Here is a 20,657-nt window from a genome sequence, read left to right as displayed (position 1 = left end):
TGAAAAATAAAATTAATAGTAGTATAATATTAACACAAATAGGAATTATTTGCATTAAAATTTTTTAAAGGGGGATTATTATGAATATTAAATTTAAAAAAATTATTTCAATGATTATTGTTGCATGTATTTTTTTAGTAGGTTGTTCTTCAAGTAAGAATGACAAAACAAAAGAAATAGCAACTACTGAACAAAAAGGCAGAAAAAAAGTTATTTATACTACATTTTTTCCGGTAACTTATTTAACAAATAGTATTGTTGGAGATAAAATGGAGATAAAAACAATTATAAAAGGAAATCAGGAGCCTCACTCATTTGAAATAAAAACAAATGATATGAAAGATATTTTAGAGGCTGATTTAATAATTTATAATGGAGCAAATATGGAAAGTTTTATTCCAGATTTGGAATCAGTTGTTAATGATAAAAATAAGTTTTTGAATATGTCTCAAGGACTAACTCTTTTAGATAATGGAGATGGACTTTCAGACAAACATGAAATGGTAAATCCACATACTTGGCTTAGTATAAAAAATGCAATTATTCAACTTGATACTATTTATAAAAAAGTTTCTTCTATAGATCCAGAAAATGAAGCATATTATAAAGAAAATTTAAAAAAAGCACAAGATGAATTTAGAGCTTTAGATAAAAAATTTGAAACAGAGCTTGCAAAAGTTAAAGATAAGGAAAAATATTTTGTTGTAAGTCATGCTGCTTTTAATTATCTTGCCAATGATTATGGATTAAAGCAAGTTGCAGTTACAGGTATTTCTCCTGAAAATGAACCTTCAGCAAAACAACTTCAAAAAATTGCCGAATTTGTTAAAGCACATAATATAAATACTATATTTTTTGAAGGAAAAGCAACTCCAAAGGTTGCTGAAACTCTTGCAAAAAATACTAACACAAAAACTTCAACTTTATATACTATGGAAAATTTAACTGACGAAGAAATTAAAATGGGCTATTTAAAATTAATGGAATTAAATTTAGAAGCGTTAGTTAAATCATTTAATGAATAGGGAGATATTATGAGTAAAAATTTAAAGAATAAAATAAATAGAATGAATTTGATTTTAGTTTGTAGTGCAATTCTACTTACAAGCTGTTCAAAAAAACAGGAAGAAAATGAAAAAAGTTCTACAAAAAATTTTGAGTTTGTAGAAAAAGAAACAAATTATAAAAAGGATGAGACAACAGAAGTTTTAATTGATGCGGAAATAAAAAAGAGTGATATAGTTAGGTCATATAAACACGGAGACCACTGGCATGTGTTTACTAAAGACGGTAAAGAACATATTACTTATACAGACCCTTCAAAATTGGGAGATGGAAATTCACTTTCTCTTGTTAGTGTTGTTTCAAAGAGTAAATTAAGAGGATTAAATGTAACATCAATATTAAAACATGGGGATCACTGGCATGTTTATACTGCTGATGGGAATGAATATTTAACTTATGAAAATCCATCTAGTATGTTTCCTAATATTACTGTTGGAAATTATGTAGGCTCACATAGTTCTAATAGAAATAGAGGAAGTTCAAACAACTATTCACATGCTAATATTATTGAAGAGAAAAAAGATAGAGTTGTAAAGATTTTAAGACATGGAGATCATTGGCATATTTATACTGAAAGTGGTAAAGAGTATATCAGTTATACTGATCCTACTTCAAAATATCCAAATGTAGAAGTTGGAGAATATAAAGGAAATCATGGTGATTCTCAAGAAAGTCCGGAAAATGAAAAACCTAATGTTCCAAGTGCTAGTGGAAATTTACTTGAAGCTAGAAAGAATCTAAATATAATAAATGTTTTGGGAAAAAATGCTGTTGACAGATATGATATAGTAAAGATTTTAAAACATGGAGATCATTATCATATTTACGATTCAAAGGGAAATGAAGGCATCACATATACTAATCCAAAATCACTTTATCCTGATGCTGAATTTGGAGAATATCAAGGTAATCACGGAGATGATTCAAATAACCATTCACATGATAATATTATTGAAGAGAAAAAAGATAGAGTTGTAAAGATTTTAAGACATGGAGATCATTGGCATATTTATACTGAAAGTGGTAAAGAGTATATCAGTTATACTGATCCTACTTCAAAATATCCAAATGTAGAAGTTGGAGAATATCAAGGAAATCATGGTGATTCTCAAGATAATACAGAAAATGAAAAACCTAATGTTCCAAGTGCTAGTGAAAAATTATTTGAAGCTAGAAAGAATCTAAATATAATAAATGTTTTGGGAAAAAATGCTGTTGACAGATATGATATAGTAAAGATTTTAAAACACGGAGATCATTATCATATTTACGATTCAAAAGGAAATGAAGGCATCACATATACTAATCCAAAATCACTTTATCCTGATGCTGAATTTGGAGAATATCAAGGTAATCACGGAGATGGAAATGAAAAACCATTTGAATGGCCAAAAGGTGTAACAAGAATCGTAGATCATGGAGATCATTGGCATTTATATGTTGGAGATAAAGAGGTTGCAGTTGTTCACGAAAATCCAAGAAGTCATTATCCTAATGCAGAATATATCAAAGAAGGAAGTGACCACTCTGATATTGGTGTAGATGAAAATGAATTATTTACTTACGAAAGTGTAAAAGCGGAAATAAAAGATAAAGTAATCCCATATCTTGACAATAATCTTAGAGCAATGAGACATTATGGAGATTTAGATACAACATTACCAGTTTATGGTTCAAATGGAGTTACAAAAGGAATATTTTATTGGTTACACGGAAATCACTATCATGCAATAACCATAAAACAAATTATTCAAAATGCAAAAGCTGGTCAATATGGTGATTGTACTGCAAAAGAAATTGTATCTGCTCTAAAATATATAATTGAAAATCCAAATGCAAAAATTGAGTCTAAAATAACTGTTGATAGAGAAGAAGTAGAAAAATATCTTATGAAAGTTTATAATCTAAAAGATAAATTGGATGTACAGGTTATTGGAAATATTGCTTATGTTTATATAAATGGTGAGACTTTAAAATTTAGTTTAGCAGATTTTGAAAAAGTAAATGGAAAAATCAGATATAAAAAGAAACTACCAGAAGCACCAAAAAAAGCTAAAAAAGATAATGAAAATTCTGATGTAGAAAATGAAGATAAAAATAAAAATACCATTCATAAGTCTGAAGATAAAAAAGTTGATGAAAAGAAAAAAGAAAAATTAAATACTAATAAGTCAACAAAATTAGACGAAAATAAGAAAGAAAAAGACAACAAAAAGAAGTAATCTTCTAAATTTAAAATCACTCAAATAGAGTAAAATCTAATTGAGTGATTTTTTTGTAAATAAATAAGTTTCATTTAAATAAAATTTTTTAATTAAAAACTTTTTTTGTAAATATGTTTGTAAAATGTTTTTTATGTGGTATAATATATTTGTAATCAATTAGCACTCAAGTTAATAGACTGCTAATAACTTTAATAGGAGGGATATTATGAAATTAAAACCAATAGGAGATAAATTAGTTATAGAAATGGTTGAGGTAGAAGAAAAGACAAGCTCTGGTATTGTTCTTCCTACTTCTGCAAAAGAGGCGCCAAGTGTTGCAAAAGTTTTGGCAATTGGTGATGAAATTTTAAAAGATGAAGATAAAAAAGATTTAATCAAGGTTGGAGATAAAATAATTTTCTCTAAATATGCAGGAACTGAAGTTAAACTTGATAAAAAAGAATATATTGTTGTAAAAATTGCTGATGTTTTAGCAGTTGTTGAAGATTAGGAGGTTTTTAAATGGCTAAAGAAATTAAATTTAACGAAGATGCAAGAAATGGAATGGAAGCTGGTATTAATAAACTTTCAAATGCAGTAAAAGTTACTCTTGGACCTAAGGGTAGAAATGTTGTTTTAGATAAAAAATTCGGTGCGCCTCTTATAACAAATGATGGTGTTACTATTGCAAGAGAAATTGAATTGGAAGACCCTTATGAAAATATGGGTGCTCAACTTGTTAAAGAAGTTGCTACTAAGACAAATGATGTTGCAGGGGACGGTACAACTACTGCAACACTTTTAGCTCAAGCAATTATTAGAGAAGGATTAAAGAATGTTGCTGCTGGAGCAAATCCTATGATTATTCAAAAGGGAATTAAAAAGGCAGTTGAAAAGGCAGTTGAAGGAATTAAGGAATTTTCAAAGCCTGTTGAAACAAAAGAAAGTATTGCTCAAGTAGCATCAATTTCTGCTGCTGATGAAGAGGTTGGAAAACTAATTTCAGATGCAATGGAAAAAGTTGGTAAAGATGGTGTTATAACTGTTGAAGAATCAAGAAGTATGGGAACAACTTTAGATGTTGTTGAAGGTATGCAATTCGATAGAGGATATGTTTCTCCTTATATGGTAACAAATACTGAAAAAATGGAAGCTGAACTTGAAGACCCATACATTTTAATTACTGATAAAAAGATTAGTAATATTCAAGAAGTTTTACCCGTTTTAGAACAAATCGTTCAACAAGGAAAACCACTTTTAATTATTGCTGATGATGTTGAAGGGGAAGCAATGGCTACTCTTGTTGTTAATAAATTAAGAGGAACATTTAACTGTGTAGCAGTAAAAGCACCTGCTTTTGGAGATAGAAGAAAAGATATGTTACAAGATATTGCTATCTTAACAGGTGGTACAGTTATTTCAGAAGATTTAGGATATGAATTAAAAGAAACTTCTATTGAAATGTTAGGTAGAGCAAGAAGAGTAACTGTTGGAAAAGAACTTACTGTTATCGTAAATGGAGCAGGAGAACAATCAGCTATCGAAGAAAGAGTTGCATTAATTAGAAATCAAATTGAAATAAGCGATTCTGAATATGATAGAGATAAATTACAAGAAAGACTTGCTAAACTTGCAGGTGGAGTTGCTGTAATCCAAGTTGGAGCAGCAACAGAAACAGAATTAAAAGAAAGAAAATTAAGAATTGAAGATGCTTTAGCAGCTACAAGAGCAGCAGTTGAAGAGGGTATCGTTCCTGGTGGTGGAACTGTATTGTTAAATGTAATTCCAAGAGTTAAAGCACTTCTTGAAAAAACAAATGGAGATGAAAAAACAGGTGTTAGCATAATTGTTAAAGCACTTGAAGAACCTGTTAGACAAATTGCTATTAATGCAGGTTTAGAAGGCTCTGTAATCGTTGAAAATGTTAAAAATGCAGAAGTTGGAATTGGTTTTGACGCTTTAAATGAAAAATATGTAAATATGCTTGAAAGCGGAATTGTTGACCCTACAAAAGTTACAAGGTCAGCGTTACAAAATGCATCAAGTGTTGCATCAATGGTATTAACAACAGAGGCTGCTGTTGCTGATGTTACTAAAGAAGAACCAATGGGACAAATGCCTGGCGGAATGAATCCCGGAATGGGATATATGTAGGCCTTAATCTACACATAAGATTCAGTTGAAGTATCTTTTAAAATTAAAATTTAATTTTGAATATATTTAAATTTATGGTAAAATAGAACTTAGATGATGTCTAAGTTCTTTTTTTATGGAGATTTTATGATTATTTTATTTTTTAATATTATATTTTTAATTTGTATTACTATTTTGGTGATGCATCAAGGTTTTTATTTATATGAATTTAATAAAATTTTAAAAAATTTAAAAGTTTTAGGTGAAAATAAAGATTTAAAAGAAAATAAAAAAAATATTTTAGAGTATAATTACAATCTTGCACAACTTAATTATATTTTTTGTGTTTGTTTTTCTACACCTATGAAAAAATATTTTGAAAAAAAGATTAAATTTGAATACATTGAATAGGAGAAAATTTTGAAAGATTATTTATTTATACATAAAGATGAAGAAGAAATTGAATATGGAAAAGTTGTAGATAGCAAATTGAATTCCTATTTTGTAAAAAAAATTAGTGATTTTGAAATAGGAGATATTTATAGAGTAAGAGTTGTAAAAAAAGTTGTAGCACTACATTGTTTTTTTGTTGAGCTTAAAAATGGAAAAAACGGATTTTTGGATTTTAAAGATACCATTGGAGAAATCAAAGTTGGAGATGTGATTTTTGTTAAAATATATAAGATAAACGCAGGAGATAAGGCGCCTAATGTTTCAATGAATTTTTCAATTTCTTCTCTTTTTTCAGTTGTTTCATTTAAGAATAGTGAAGAAATTTTGATTTCAAAAAAATTAAAAGATTTTAAATTTGATATTGATAAAATAAAGGCTTTAAAATCAAATTTTTCAATAAAATTGAGGACGAAGTCTGTATATTGTGATGAAGAATTTTTGTTAAATGATATAAGTGAAAATTTGAAAAAAATGCAAGAAATTGTGGACAGTATAAATAATTTACCGGTTCCAAAATTGATATATAAAAAAGAAAATTTTTTGGAAGACTTTTTAATTGAAAATGAAAAATATAGTTGTATCTTAAATGAAAAAGAGTTGTATAAAAAATTTAAAAATGATGAATTTTTAAAAAATGAATTGATTTTTGATGAAGAATATTCTCCAAAATATGACTATAACATTGGGATTTATCTTGAAAATTTAAACAAAAAAGTTGTTGAAGTTGAAAATATAAATATAGTAATAGAAAAAACAGAGGCGCTTACTGTTATAGACGTAAATTCAAAAGGAAAGACAAGTGAAAGCGATAAAAGTAAAAATGCACTTAGTGTAAATTTAATTGCTATTGATGAAATTTTAAGGCAAATTTCTTTTAGAGATATTTCAGGGATAATAATCGTTGATTTTATAAATATGAAAGCAAAAGAAAAAGAAATTTTAGAAGAAAAAATTAGTAAAATACAAGTTTTAGACAATAAAATTTGGAATTTTCACGGATTTACAAAACTTGGACTATATGAGATAACAAGACAGAGAGGCAAATAATGGAAATAAAAAATTTAGAAATAATAGACAACACTAATGAAGGACTTGGAGTTGCAAAAAGCGATGAGGGAATAATTTTTGTAAAAGGTGGACTTGTTGGTGATATTGTTGATGTTGAAATAACACAAAAAAAGAAAAATTTTTCTAATGGATATGTAAAAAATTATGTAAAGTTTAGTGAATTTAGAGAAAATAAATATGATGAAAACTTAACGGATATATATCCTTTTATAAATTTGAAATATGAAAAAGAACTTGAATTAAAGAAAAAAATGTTTTTAAACAATCTTAGAAAAAATACTAAAATTGAATTGGGAAATGTTGAAATTTTAGGAAATGAAAAAAATCTTAATTATAGAAATAAGATAGAATTAAAGACAAATGAAAATTTTGAACTTTGCTATTGTGTAGATAATGGAGAAAATAAATTAAAGCTTGAAAGCTGTCCGATTAGTGATTTAGCCATCAATGAATTTTTACCATTTTTACAAGAAAAGTTAAGAGAATTTAAAATAAAGTCTTATGATGTTAATACAGATATGGGAATTTTGAAGAATATCAGTATAAGAGCAAATTTTAATTCTGAAATTATGATTACCTTTGTTGTAAAGAAAAATACAAAAGAAGTTGAAAATTTTGTTAAAAGTTTAAAGATTTACGAAAATTTAGTTAGTGGATATGTAAATATAAATCCTAAAAAAGCAAGTATAATTATGGGTAATGAATGTATTTGTGTATTTTCAAAAAAACTTTTTATAGATAAAATCGGAAAATATGAATTTAATATTTCTCCAAAGAGCTTTTTTCAAGTAAATAAATTTCAAACTGAAAATTTATATAAAATAGCAAAAGAATTTTTAGGAGAAAATAAGGAAGAAACTTTGCTTGACCTTTACTCAGGAATAGGAACGACAAGTATATACTTTGCAGAAAATTTCAAAAAAGTAATCGGCGTTGAAGTCGTAAAAGATGCAGTAAAAGATGCAAAAGAAAATTTAAAACTGAATGAAGTTAAAAATGTAGAATTCATCTATGGGAAAAGTGAAGAAAAAATCGAAGAAATACTAAAAACAAAAAATATAGACATAGTTTCAGTGGACCCTCCACGAAAGGGATTGGATAAAAAAGTTGTAGATACAATATTGAAAAGCAATATAAAAAAATTAGTCTATATAAGCTGTAACGGAGCTACATTAACAAGAGATTTAAAACTTTTCATTGACGGTGGCTTTGAATTGCAAAAAGTAAAACTATGCGATATGTTCAGTAGAACAGCACACGTGGAAGTAATCACGCTGCTTTCCAAACTAGATTCTAAGAAATATATTAGTGTAGAACTTCCGATGGATGATATGGACTTAACAAGTGCAGAAAGTAAGGCAACATATAAACAAATTCAAAACTATGTTTTGGAAAAGTTTGGGTTTAAAGTATCTACTCTGTACATTGCACAAGTTAAGAAAAAGCATGGTTTAGAAGTTAGGGAACATTATAATATTTCAAAAAATGAGAAACAGAAAATACCACAGTGTCCAATTGAAAAGGAAGAAGCTATTTTGGATGCGTTGAAGTATTTTCATATGATTAAATAAATTTGTATCAAGTAAAAATGATTTGAAATTTATTGTTCAGAGTTATTGATTGGAGGTTAATGAAATGTTTCACCCATATAGAAAAGATAGTTCGTATTTACGTGCAGCTATGTTTAAGTCGTATAAAGAAAAGTGCGTGTATTGTGGAAGAACAATTCAGCAACGTGATATGCACATAGATCATATTATTCCTTCTAATCAGCGAGAAAAAATTGATGATGAAGTAAGGGAATATCTTATCGAGTTAAATGAAAAAGGTTTCATTGTAGATTCAATTGAAAATTATTTGCCTTCTTGTCCAGCATGCAATATCGGAAAAACAAATCAATTTTTTACTGCTGCTAATTTACGTTTTTATCATGAAAAAGCGCGTGGACATATAGAAGAAATATTAAGAATAATTGATGGTCTAAAAAAAACAAAAGAAACGTTTTATGAACCAGTTAATACAGAAATTTGGAAAGAGTTAGATTTTTCTTATCAACGAGATTTGTCACATGCAATTATGGGATATCGATTAACTCCAGCAGATGTTGAAGCTTGTCCTCGTTTTCCACAAGTTGAGAAAATAAAACAACAATTATCAATTGTGGACTACACGGTGTTGGAAGGTGAAACTGGCTGTGGAAAATCTATATGTATTTATCAAGTGGCTTATGATTTTTACAAAAATAATTGGAAAGTTTATGAATGCAAGGCAATAGAAGATATTGATGTAACTGGTATTAGAGATAATGGCGAATTATCTTTGTACTTAATTGATGACGCACAGCAATTGTCGGAAAAGGTAGTCGATGAATTAAAGAGACGAGCAGGATTAAATGTAAAAGTCTTGTTAGCAAAGACAATTTCATCAGTTGTTAAGCAGGATACAATATTATTAACTAATAAAGAAGCAGTTGCGCTTATATACACTGATTTTTTAAAGAAAAAAGAGAAAATAAGTTCAATTGTACACAAGTATGATAAGAGTGTTGGAATTAACTTTTTGGATCAACCGATTGAACGACGTTTGAAACTTGCAAATGATGCAATAACTCCTTGGCAGTTTAACTATATATTGCGAGGTGGCTGGAAAAACATGAAAGAGCGTTATCAAACATTTTGCTCATACAATAACCGTAATCTATTGGCAGCAACGATTGCAGTTTTTCAAATATTAAGATTAGATCACAGTGTTGACTTCAGTTGGGTATGTAACGAATTAAAAAAGTTTGATGCTTCGTTAATTTGGAGTAAAGAAGATCTGTATTACTTGGTAAATAAAATGATTTTGCTTTCTGAAGATGATGTCAGGATTGTTCATATGGAAAGCGCAAAAGTGATTATTGCATTATTTTTCAAAGATAGTAAAGAAAATAAAAAAGAAATTTTACTACGTTTTATTGAAGAGAGTTTTATTAAAAAAGAAATTTCTCCACTGGGGCTTGTTTGGTTGTGTAATGGCATGAGTAGTTATAATTTGTTTTATAGTGCAAGCAAATTTTTCATTACTGAGAAAATGATAGTTTCTACTTTAGATGATATAAGTTGTATTAATTCTTCTCAGGAACGGATGGAAATAGCTTATTTTATTGAAAAAGTTTTTGATTTGCAATATGAAAGAAACGGGAGATATTATTTTTACAAATACAATGAGTTGTTTCTTGACTGGATTCAAAATTCAGATAATGAAACGGCATATGCATATTCAAATTTGATAAATACTTTGAGAAATGTAGATATTAATCTGCATAGAAAAATTGCTAGACGAATTAATTGGACATGTCTACAAGAATCAATGTTAATAGAAACAAACCCTAAACTATATTCTTGGGGAAACTTATATAATCGGTTGACTTGCTCGCTTACTAAAGAGGAATATTTGCTTGTAGGAAAAATGTTGGAGGATGCTATCGATAAATTTTGTGAGTCAGCTTCAATTTCAAATATTGAAGATATAACATGCTTTCTTTGTTCTGTAATGCATACTAATCCAGAGTATATCCATAATAAGGTTCAAAAGTTGATTCCTGTATATTCAGAATACTTTATAAAAGATATGTTACAGGCAATTTATTTATTTGACTTTGAATTCTTGGAATATATATGTGGTTTTAGCTTGTTGGGTAGGCATAGAACTACAAGTATGGAAAAGAAATCTGCAGAGTTGATAGTATCGGTGATTCCGGAAAAGGAATTTTCTGAAGTTATTGTGAATTGTCAGCCTAGAGATTGGCATACTATACAACCAATTATGGACCTTGTAGGTAATTATGATATAAAAAAAGCGAGAAGAATCATCGATTCTGTTGATTTGAATAAATTGACTGAAAAGGCAAAGGATAGTTGGGGTTATAGCCATGAAATAACAGAATTATGTGATATTTTGTACATTGGTAATCGTAAATTGGCAAGAACTTTCATTGAGAACAATCTTGATAAAATTTCAACTATGTATTCATCATTAATAATGATGGCACCTGAATGTGCTATAGATGCATTTGATAAAGGAATTAAGTTAGATTTGTTAACGGAACATTGGTGGGATGTTAGTTTATACGCTATAAAGAAATTATATAAAACGGATGTAAAGAAAACAAAGATAATACTTTTGGAGAATATCTCTCAAATTGTCGAAAGAATAAATTCTGTTACAGCGTTAGATTTTAATGAGAGATATTTTTTAGAATTTATGAAATTGATACAAGGGATAGATGGGAAAATCTTTGAGATAATTGTTTATAAATTGGATTATGTAAAAATTGAAAACAACTGGAATAGAGGTGCTATATATAAAGGGAAAGAAAAACAGGTGGAGAAAAGGAGAGCTCAATTCTATAAACTCGTAAAACGATAGTTATATTATAATTTAAGTCATAGTGAGCCGATAGTGGATTCAAGAGATTTTATTGTGAGTTTATTTGATTATAAAGCGCAATGGCAGATAAAAATGCGTATTTATATCATACTTTTAAAGCTGGAGACAAAGGTACTATCGGTGGATGGAAGGTAGATATATTGAACAAATCAGAAAAACAACATTAGAGTATATGAAATATCAGGTACAAAACTTGCCACTGATTCAAGAGGAATTAATGGAAGAAAAAAATTACATTATTTCAAATAAAAAAGTAAGAGTTAATTATAAAAGTATATTTATGTGCATGACAAGGCTAAAATATGTGAACATGTTGGGTACATGTAAGTTTGGACAATGCTGAACATGTGGAGGCTCTAGTATTGATGACAAGAGAATAGGATTTGGAGAAAGATATGAATATTGATGTTTTTTCAAAAAGAGTAACTAATGATTTTGAAAACAAAGATTTGTGCTACTCTGGAGTATATGATACAGATGTAAAAGAACTATACTATATGTTTAAAGATGAGTGCAATAGATATATTGTAGATAAAAATTATTCTAATGAACGACGTTTCTACATTTATATTTGGTATACGAAAACAACACCAAGAAAAATTTTTTATGTTGGAAAAGGAACAAGCAAAAGATATAAGCATATTTTAACAGATATTCAAAACTATAAAAATGGGAAATTTGCAAATAATATAAGGTTTGAAAAATATTCTATAATTCAAGATTTATATGGAATCGAATACGAAATTGTAAAAAAAGACTTAAATGAGAAAGAAGCTTTAATATATGAACAATGTTTAAAACTTTTCTATTTAAAAAAAGGGGAAGTTCTTTTAAATGTAGAGGGGATTCCACAGGAATATTTACCTGAAGGTTGGGATGATGTCGACACAGATATTCCAACTATTGAAAGAAGTAAATTTAGAGAACGATATTTTAATGAAAACCAAGAGAATAGAAAATTTCATAAAGTCTCAAAAAAAGAACTGTTAAGATGCTATATATACCAACATTTCTCAAAAAATATAGATAATTTAGATTTAAATTTAGTCAAAGAATTTGTTAATGATAATAGAGGAAAGTTGTATAAAACTGTTAGTAAGGGTACACAATCTATAATTATTTGTGGTTTTTTAAGAGCAGAAAAATATGATTATTTAAAGGCAAATGGTAAAAAAATTTATAGTTTAAAAGATGTAATAAAGTTTATCAAGTATAACGAAAATAATATTTAAGCATCTTATTATAGAAAACTTAATGAATCTGAAAAATCTGAGATGTTTCTAAATACTTATTAGTATAAAGTGCATATGATATGTTTGCGAAAACGTAAAAATGGACTTTTTATTCATAGTGTCGACTCGAGGCATTGCGAGGTTGTTGTAGAGATTGGGAGATTAAAATAATTATTTAAGTGATTTTGATAAAGGTGTAAGTTGGTGATTTTATGGAAAACAAACAAATTTATGATTTTGCAGTTAAGTGGGAGTCTGTTTTTAGAGATTTTACAAATTATAAATTTCAGGATATTTATTTTAAACTTATTAATGATTGTGAAAAATTGGGTTTTAAAGAAGACTTAGGGATAGGTTTTGAGTATAGTTATGAAGAGGCTTTTTGTGATTATTTAGATTTTGAAGATATTGTTGACTATATTAGTGATGTTGATATTTTAGGCTCAATTATTTACCATAAACTTAAAACTTTTGATAAAAATTCTGATGCTTATGAATTTTCTTTGTGGTTAAACATTGCATTTACTAGATTTGTTGAAATTTTTTGTGTAAAAATTATAGATAAGAGGTTAAAAAATGTAAACATTTCATCTAAAAAACATTTGAAAAAATTAGGTGTTTCTAAAGTTGTAGAAGAAGTTGTTACCTTAAATAATTTGGGAGAAGTTAAATTTTATATATATGAAAATTTTGCCGGTATATCAAGAAAAATAGAAGAAAAAAGTTTTAATATAGATTCTGAAATGGTAGAAAAAATTTTTGAAAATTTAATTTGTTCAATTAATAAAAGAAAATTCCCAAAAGATGATATAGATGAGAATTTTTGGACTTTAAGCTTAGAGGATATATCCGGTGAAAAATATAAATTTAAAGATTTTTTAGGTAATGATTTATTTTTTAATTCGCTTAGCTTGTCCGAATTTATCAGGAATACTTTAGATATTGATGATTTGTTATTGTTTGACAACAACAAATATGACGAAATCAAAAAATTTGAAATAAAATATGATAGGATTACTAAAATTTCTGATGATGAAACAAATTATAGTGAGAATTTTATTATTGATGCAGATTTAGGAACTATTGAGCATATTCAAAATATTAGTGAGGATATAGTTGTTTCTAAAAAGTATCAAATTAAGTATGAAATAAAAAAATTATTAGATGAAATAAATTCAAAAAATTTATTTGAAAACAATAAACAAAATTTAAATGAAATTATTTTTCCAAGTAATGAAGAAAGAAAATATAGTATAATAATTGATTTTAAAAAGAAAGGTCAAAAGGTTATTAACGGCTTTTATTATAAAAATAATTTGCCAAAGTGCTGGAGAAATCTTATTTATAATATAGAACATTTAATTAAATTTTTTGATTATAAAGAATTATTTGACGAAAAAGTTTTTGATAAGGAACTTTTTTCTAAGGACGATTTTATGTTTTGTAGTGTTGTATTTTCAGATTGTGGTAAGAAATATTACTATATTTCTGAGGATAATAACATAAATATAGGTGATGATGTTTTGGTTTCCGTTGGTAAGGAACATAAAATAAAAATAGTAAAAGTTGTTAAAATTGAATATTTTAACGAAAAAAATTCACCGTTTCCTATTGAAAAAACTAAAAGAATAATTCGTAAATGTGTTAAATCTGATTATTATCTATATGAAGATTATGAATAAAAATATAAAAGACCTGTTTTATCAGGTCTTTAGTTTTTATCAATTTTTATTTATAGTCTTCAACAATCATCTTTGCAAGTTCGTGTGGGTTTCCACAGCCTGTTGTAATTATTGTATCTTTATTTTTGAATGTTTCAAATATATAATCTCTTGCCTCTTCAAAAGTTTTTAAGTAAATTGCATTTACACCATTTTTATTTAATTTTTCAACTAAATCTATTGAATGGATTGTTGGGTCAAACTTTTCTCTTGCTGCATATATTTCTGTAACTATTACTTCATCACAATCATCAAAACATTTTGCAAAGTCATTTAATAATGTTTTTGTTCTTGAGTAAGTATGTGGTTGGAATATACAAACAAGTCTGCCTTCTTTATGTTCGGCGATTGAACTTAAACAACTTTTTATTTCTCTTGGGTGATGACCGTAGTCTGTTAATATAGTAGCTTTTTTATCATTTCCAATTACTCCATAAACTTCCATTCTTCTATGAAGATTTCTATACTTTGAAATAGCCTCTTTTATAGTTTCTACATCAATTCCTGTTTCGTAAGTTGCAATGATTGCAGCAGCTGCATTATAAATATTATGCCTACCAATTATATTTAAACAGAAATGATGTTTTCCAAATTTTTCATTTTCAATGTCAAAACAAGGATGACCAACTTTGTCAAAACTTATATTTGTAATGTTGTAATTTGCTTTTTCGTTATTTACGCCAAAGGTAATAGTTTCTCCTTTTATATGTTCTAATAGTGGAAGACAGTTCGGGTCGTCAATATTTATTATAGCTTTTGAATCTTCATCAAGATTTTTCATATAACCGATAAAAGTATCAACAATATGGTCTAAATTTTTGTAAAAATCTAAATGGTCTTCGTCAATATTTAAAATAATTGCCATACTTGGATAATAATGCAATATATTTGCTTTGAATTCACAAGCCTCAGTTACCAGATAGTCTTCGCTTCCACATAGTACATTTCCGTCTATTTCATCTAAATTTCCACCGATTAAAATTGACGGCTTAAAAGGGGAATTAATTAAAATTTTTGAAATCATACTTGTAGTTGAACTCTTTCCGTGAGAGCCTGAAATTGCTATTGAATGAAGATAATTTCTCATCAAAGCACCTAAAAATTGTCCTCTTGTAACACAAGGAACACCAATAGATTTTGCTTTTATCAATTCTTCATTATCCGGTAAAATTGCATCTGTATATACAATTAAATCCGGATTTTGAATATTTTCTTTCTTTTGTCCAATAAAAATTTTAGCTCCATTTTTTTCTAAAATTTGAATTTCTTTAGAAGTATTCCTATCACTTCCTGAAATATTATATCCTTTTTTCAAAAGTAATTTTGCAATTCCACTCATACTTATTCCACCAATTCCGATGAAATGTATATTTTTATATTTTTTATCATTAAAATCAAATTTAAACATAATAAATCTCCATTGTATTAATTGTATGACTAAGTTATTAAGTCATACTAATTATATCATAGTTTCAATATGATAATCAAATAGTTTTCGTTTAATTATCAAATAATTATGTACAAAAAGCAATAAAAAATTTATTAAATTTTCAAAAAATTCAACTTTATGATATAATAAGTGTAACTTTATATTTTGGAGAAAAAAATGAAAAAAATACTTTTGATTGACGGTTCAAGTCTTATTTTTAGGGCTTTTTATGCAATAAAAAATTTAACAACTAAAGACGGTGTTTTCGTAAACGGAGTTTATGGATTTTTAAATATGTATTACAAAGCGTTGGAGTTAATAAAACCAACTCATATTTTTGTTGCCTTTGATAAGGGCTCAAAAACTTTTAGACATAATGAGTTTTCTGATTATAAAGGAACTCGTGATAAGGCTCCTAATGAAATAACATACCAATTTGGAATTTTAAAGGATTTACTTTCTTCTATGAATGTAAATTATTTAGAGCTTGATGAGTATGAGGCTGATGATATTTTGGGAACTGTTGCAAAACTTGCTCAAAAAGAGGGCTTTGAAGTAGATATTTTTACAGGAGATAGAGATTACTTGCAATTAGTTGATGAAAATATTTTTGTTCATTTAACTAAAAAGGGAATAAGTGAAATTAAACTTATGAATATGGATTCCATTTTAGAAGATTATGGTCTTTCTCCTAAACAATTAATCGATGTTAAGGCACTTCAAGGCGATAGCTCCGATAACATTCCAGGTGTTAAGGGTGTTGGAGAAAAAACTGCTTTAAAACTTATTCAAGAGTATGGAACGCTTGATAATTTATACGAAAATTTAGAAAATCTTAAAGGGAAGTTAAAAGAAAATCTTGAAAATGAAAAAGATAAGGCATATTTGAGTCGTTATCTTGGAGAAATTTTCTTAAATGTTCCACTTGAAAAAAATATTGATGATTTTGTAATTAAGGAAGTAAATACTTCTGAATATATTGAAAAACTTGAAAAATTGGAATTTAAAAGTATTATAAATAAATATTTTAAAGATAGTAAAAAAGAAAATGCAGAAAAAACAAATCAAAATATTGATTTTGAAATTATTAATTTTTCTGAAATTTTTGAAAAAATAGAAGATGATAAGGCTGTATCCATTAAATTTTTCTCCGATAAAAATTATATTTATAGAGATGAATTTTATATTGGAATTTATTCAGATGTAAACAAAAAAGTTTATATTTGTAAAGAATTTACTTTAAAAGATTTTGAAAAGTTTTGTAATTTAGATATAGTAAAAATTGGTTACGATATAAAAGAAGAATTATATTTTGCTTTAAAAAATAATTTAGACTTTAAAAATTATGAAGATGTTATGATTTTAGAATATCTAATTGATTCAAATAAAGGAAGTTACGAGATTTCAAGAGTTAGTAAAGAATTTTTGGACTTTGAAATTTTAGATATAAAAGAAAAATTTGGAAAAGGTAAAAATAAAAAGACTTTTTTCGAATTGGACGAAGATATTATTTTTAAATACATTTCACAAAATGTATTTGCTATTTTCAAATTGTATAATTTATTTAATGAAAAGGCGAAAGAAAATAATTTAATTTCTTTGTATGAAGAAGTTGAAAAGCCTTTGGTTAAAGTTCTTGCAGATATGGAAAATGTTGGAGTTTTAGTTGATAGAGATAAGATTGTTGAGTTAAAGGAAGAGTATTCTAAACTCGCTTATGGGTATGAGCAAAAAGTTTATGAGTTTGCAGGAGAAACTTTTAACTTAAACTCTCCAAAACAACTTGGAGCGATTTTATTTGAAAAAATGGAACTTCCAGTTATTAAGAAAACTAAAACAGGGTATTCAACTGATGTTGAAGTTTTAGAAAAATTATCTGAAAAACACGAAATAGCAGACTATATTTTAAAATATAGGTCTTTGAATAAATTAATTTCAACATATTTAGATGGAATTTTGGAATATATTATGAATGACGGTAGGGTTAGGACTTCATTTAAACAGATGATTACTGCAACAGGAAGACTTAGTTCTGTTGACCCTAATTTACAAAATATTCCGATAAGAAGTGAAGAGGGGAGAAATATCAGAAAAGTATTTGTTGCAGATAAAAATAAAGTTTTTATCGATGCAGACTATTCACAAATAGAGCTTAGAGTTTTAGCTCATCTGTCTAAAGATTCAGTTATGATTGATTCTTTCAAAAATGATTTGGATATTCATAGCAAAACTGCAAGTGAAGTTTTTGGAGTTCCTATTGATGAGGTAACTGCTAATCAAAGACGTAATGCAAAGGCTGTAAATTTTGGAATTGTTTATGGAATAAGTGATTATGGTCTTTCAAAGGATTTGAATATCACAAGGAAAGAGGCAAAACAATATATTGACGGTTATTTAAATACTTATTTAGATATAAAAGATTATATGGAAAAAATTGTTGAGAAAGCCAAAAAAGACGGTTTTGTAACTACTATTTTAGATAGAAAGAGATATATTCCTGAAATAAATTCAAAGAATTTTAATATTAGAAGTTTTGGAGAGAGAATTGCATTAAATACACCTATTCAAGGAAGTGCAGCTGATATTATAAAACTTGCTATGATTAAAGTTTATGAAAGATTAAAGGAAGAAAAACTTAATGCTAAATTGATTTTACAAGTTCACGATGAGCTTATAATCGAATGTGATGAGAATGAAAGAGAAAGAGTTAAGGAAATTTTAAAAGATTCAATGGAAAATGTATATAAGTTGGATTTACCATTGAAAGTAGATGTTTGTGAAGGGAGTAATTGGTATGAGTCAAAATAAAAAATATATTGTTATCACTGGACAAATCGCAAGTGGTAAGAGTAGTTTATCTAAACTTATCAAAGAAAGATGTGAAGATTATTTAGTTTTAGATGCCGATGACCAAGTTAAAGAATTATACAAAAGAGGAGCCGTTCTTTATAAAGTTTTAGTAAATGAGTTTGGAGATAGTATTTTAAATGAAAAAGGAAATATCTCAAAGGCAAAATTAAGAAGAACTGTATTTTTCAACGATGAAAATAGAGAAAGACTTAATGCTATAACTCACCCTGTTATTTTAAAAAATATGGTTAATCTTGCTAAAAATTCTGATGCTGAAGTTGTATTTCTACAAATTCCATTATTGAATGAATCAATAGATAGATTAAAAAAATTAATTAATATTGATGAAGTTTGGAATATTACTGCAAGTGATGAAGTTAGATTCGCTAGAATTATGCAAAGAAAAGGAATGACAGAAGAACTTGCAAGTAGAATTATGTCAATTCAATCAGAGTTTGAAAGCGACGATTATGATATTTTATCAGTTGAAAATAATGGAGATTTTGAAGATTTAAAGAAAAAAGTTGATTTATTTTTTGAAAATAGTTGCATAAAAGAAAAGAAAAAAATCGGATTTTTTGCAAAGCTAAGACAAAATAAACAAGAAAAAGAAGTTGAAGAATTAGATGAAGCTGAAGAAGTTTTAGAAGAACCTGAAAATTTTGAAAAAGATAATTTGGTTAAATCTGAAGAATTAGATGATGAAGTTTCAAAAGTTGAAGAAACAGATAAATCTAAGCAAAAAGATGCAGATTTAAAAGAATTTATGCAATCTGTATTTTCTGAAAATGTAGAAGAAAATACACCAAAAGAAAATGTTGATTTGAAAATTTTAGAAAAGCAAGATTCTCTTGGTATGGAAAAAACTAAATTAACAGATTTAAGTTCTTTACGTGAAAATATTGGAGATACAGGTGTAATTAATAATAATTTAGTAAATGATAATAAAGTTTTTTTCGAAGAAGAAACAGAAGAACAAGAATTAGAAGTTAAAAAAAATGAACAAAAAGGTAGAAAAAAGAAAAAGATGAAATTATGGAAAAAAATATTAATGTTGATAGTTGCACTATTAGTATTGGTTAATGCTTTATTTTTTGGAGCGATATATTATGGAGGAAATAATTATCCGATAAATTATATTGAAGAGATACAAAAATATTCTGATGAATATGGAGTTGACCCTAAAGTTGTATTAGCTATAATGAGAGTTGAAAGTAATTTTAAAAGTGATGCGACAAGTAAGGTTAATGCAAAAGGATTGATGCAAATTTTACCTGATACTGCAAAACATATTGCAAAATTGATGCAAGTAGATGTGAATTCATTAGATTTAAATGACCCTGAAACTAATATAAAAATTGGAACATATTATATAAAATATTTGACTCAAAACTTTAGTAATATGGATACTGTTTATGCAGCCTATAATGGAGGAATTGGAAGTGTTAATACTTGGTTAAAAGATGCTAAGTATTCAAACGATGGAGTTACTCTTTACAATATCCCTTCATCAGAAACAAAACATTATGTTTATAAAGTTAATAAGGCTTTAAAAGCTTATGAAATTTTATATGGAAAGGAATTTCCAAAGAAGAAAACAAAAGGATTTTCAAAATTTATGGAAAATGTAAAAAATACATTTAGATATATTTTTAGAAGTTTTTAAATAAAATAGTATGAATTCAAAGATCAACGGGTGATAAAATCCCGTTGTTTTTTTGTGATATTAGAAAACTAAGTTATATGCTTTCTATAATGGAATGTTCTATAATTGGATATAAAAAATATATATTGTATAATCAGCATAATTTTATAAAAATATTGTAATGGGAAGCTATAACATTGTTTTTTTATGCTAGAAATTGTTTTTAGATTTGGATTAATTATATTTATAATAAGTTTTCTACTCTTATTTTAAGTTTTAATAGAGACACAAAAGAAAAAAGAAATATTTTTCTCTTTCTTTACTTTCTTTGTTTAGACTATTGTTTGTTGGAGCATTAGTTTATGGAATTTATTAGATAGGGAAGGTAATGACTGCTGTTGGATAATATTTTAGATAAATTGTGTA

Annotated in this window: 13 protein-coding genes; 12 read left to right on the top strand and 1 reads right to left on the bottom strand. The window is 27.0% G+C overall.

The features are described 5' to 3' along the window. Positions 1 to 80: 80 nt before the first annotated feature. The 10 genes from ACKTSI_RS04760 to ACKTSI_RS04715 all read left to right on the top strand — a co-directional run bounded on the left by ACKTSI_RS04760 (position 81) and on the right by ACKTSI_RS04715 (position 14,268). Complete coding sequence (locus ACKTSI_RS04760) at positions 81 to 1,025, top strand: metal ABC transporter solute-binding protein, Zn/Mn family (protein WP_068471976.1); 945 nt, start codon at positions 81 to 83, stop codon at positions 1,023 to 1,025. Positions 1,026 to 1,034: 9 nt separating this feature from the next. After that, positions 1,035 to 3,287: a pneumococcal-type histidine triad protein gene (locus ACKTSI_RS04755; RefSeq protein ID WP_407862601.1), complete on the top strand. Its 2,253-nt coding sequence runs from the start codon at positions 1,035 to 1,037 to the stop codon at positions 3,285 to 3,287. A 208-nt stretch (positions 3,288 to 3,495) separates the two neighbouring features. Next, positions 3,496 to 3,780 (top strand): co-chaperone GroES, encoded by a 285-nt coding sequence (gene groES / locus ACKTSI_RS04750; protein WP_004833192.1) that lies wholly within the window; start codon positions 3,496 to 3,498, stop codon positions 3,778 to 3,780. A gap of 11 nt (positions 3,781 to 3,791) precedes the next feature. Beyond that, on the top strand, positions 3,792 to 5,423 hold the full coding sequence (groL, locus tag ACKTSI_RS04745; protein WP_407862600.1) for a chaperonin GroEL: 1,632 nt from the start codon (positions 3,792 to 3,794) through the stop codon (positions 5,421 to 5,423). 126 nt (positions 5,424 to 5,549) lie between these two features. Beyond that, on the top strand, positions 5,550 to 5,813 hold the full coding sequence (locus tag ACKTSI_RS04740) for a hypothetical protein (RefSeq protein ID WP_288868236.1): 264 nt from the start codon (positions 5,550 to 5,552) through the stop codon (positions 5,811 to 5,813). 9 nt (positions 5,814 to 5,822) lie between these two features. Further along, a complete protein-coding gene (locus ACKTSI_RS04735) occupies positions 5,823 to 6,902 on the top strand; it encodes a ribonuclease E/G (RefSeq protein ID WP_407862599.1) in 1,080 nt (359 codons plus the stop codon). After that, positions 6,902 to 8,494 (top strand): 23S rRNA (uracil(1939)-C(5))-methyltransferase RlmD, encoded by a 1,593-nt coding sequence (gene rlmD / locus ACKTSI_RS04730; protein WP_407862598.1) that lies wholly within the window; start codon positions 6,902 to 6,904, stop codon positions 8,492 to 8,494. Before ACKTSI_RS04735 ends, rlmD begins: the two co-directional genes overlap by 1 nt. Positions 8,495 to 8,558: 64 nt before the next feature. Then, a complete protein-coding gene (locus tag ACKTSI_RS04725; protein ID WP_288868024.1) occupies positions 8,559 to 11,333 on the top strand; it encodes an HNH endonuclease in 2,775 nt (924 codons plus the stop codon). Positions 11,334 to 11,749: 416 nt separating this feature from the next. Then, positions 11,750 to 12,586 carry a hypothetical protein gene (locus tag ACKTSI_RS04720; RefSeq protein ID WP_288868025.1) on the top strand — a complete coding sequence of 279 codons (837 nt, stop codon included), beginning with the start codon at positions 11,750 to 11,752 and terminating at the stop codon, positions 12,584 to 12,586. Between the two features lie 212 nt (positions 12,587 to 12,798). After that, positions 12,799 to 14,268: a hypothetical protein gene (locus tag ACKTSI_RS04715; RefSeq protein WP_407862597.1), complete on the top strand. Its 1,470-nt coding sequence runs from the start codon at positions 12,799 to 12,801 to the stop codon at positions 14,266 to 14,268. Positions 14,269 to 14,314: 46 nt separating this feature from the next. Here ACKTSI_RS04715 and murC read toward each other — a convergent pair whose 3' ends face one another. Next, on the bottom strand, positions 14,315 to 15,715 hold the full coding sequence (gene murC / locus ACKTSI_RS04710; RefSeq protein ID WP_068471993.1) for a UDP-N-acetylmuramate--L-alanine ligase: 1,401 nt from the start codon (positions 15,713 to 15,715) through the stop codon (positions 14,315 to 14,317). Positions 15,716 to 15,913: 198 nt separating this feature from the next. On the opposite strand from murC, the gene polA reads away from it, so the two are divergent. Beyond that, entirely contained in the window at positions 15,914 to 18,544 is a 2,631-nt protein-coding gene (polA, locus tag ACKTSI_RS04705; protein WP_407862596.1) for a DNA polymerase I, read from the top strand. After that, complete coding sequence (gene coaE, locus ACKTSI_RS04700) at positions 18,531 to 20,252, top strand: dephospho-CoA kinase (protein WP_407862595.1); 1,722 nt, start codon at positions 18,531 to 18,533, stop codon at positions 20,250 to 20,252. Before polA ends, coaE begins: the two co-directional genes overlap by 14 nt. Positions 20,253 to 20,657: the final 405 nt, after the last annotated feature.

This window comes from Parvimonas parva (assembly GCF_045866535.1).
In the GTDB taxonomy this organism is placed as follows: Bacteria; Bacillota; Clostridia; order Tissierellales; family Peptoniphilaceae; genus Parvimonas; species Parvimonas parva.
Note: the sequence above shows the minus strand (reverse complement) of the source record. Positions and strands in the feature narration are given on the sequence as shown.

Excerpts from the sequence above, each read along its gene's own strand:
- coaE (WP_407862595.1), top strand. The coding sequence starts at position 18,531 with ATGAGTCAAAATAAAAAATATATTGTTATCACTGGACAAATCGCAAGT.
- ACKTSI_RS04755 (WP_407862601.1), top strand. The coding sequence starts at position 1,035 with ATGAGTAAAAATTTAAAGAATAAAATAAATAGAATGAATTTGATTTTA.
- ACKTSI_RS04760 (WP_068471976.1), top strand. The coding sequence starts at position 81 with ATGAATATTAAATTTAAAAAAATTATTTCAATGATTATTGTTGCATGT.
- groL (WP_407862600.1), top strand. The coding sequence starts at position 3,792 with ATGGCTAAAGAAATTAAATTTAACGAAGATGCAAGAAATGGAATGGAA.
- ACKTSI_RS04715 (WP_407862597.1), top strand. The coding sequence starts at position 12,799 with ATGGAAAACAAACAAATTTATGATTTTGCAGTTAAGTGGGAGTCTGTT.
- groES (WP_004833192.1), top strand. The coding sequence starts at position 3,496 with ATGAAATTAAAACCAATAGGAGATAAATTAGTTATAGAAATGGTTGAG.
- ACKTSI_RS04720 (WP_288868025.1), top strand. The coding sequence starts at position 11,750 with ATGAATATTGATGTTTTTTCAAAAAGAGTAACTAATGATTTTGAAAAC.
- ACKTSI_RS04740 (WP_288868236.1), top strand. The coding sequence starts at position 5,550 with ATGATTATTTTATTTTTTAATATTATATTTTTAATTTGTATTACTATT.
- murC (WP_068471993.1), bottom strand. The coding sequence starts at position 15,715 with ATGTTTAAATTTGATTTTAATGATAAAAAATATAAAAATATACATTTC.
- rlmD (WP_407862598.1), top strand. The coding sequence starts at position 6,902 with ATGGAAATAAAAAATTTAGAAATAATAGACAACACTAATGAAGGACTT.
- ACKTSI_RS04725 (WP_288868024.1), top strand. The coding sequence starts at position 8,559 with ATGTTTCACCCATATAGAAAAGATAGTTCGTATTTACGTGCAGCTATG.
- polA (WP_407862596.1), top strand. The coding sequence starts at position 15,914 with ATGAAAAAAATACTTTTGATTGACGGTTCAAGTCTTATTTTTAGGGCT.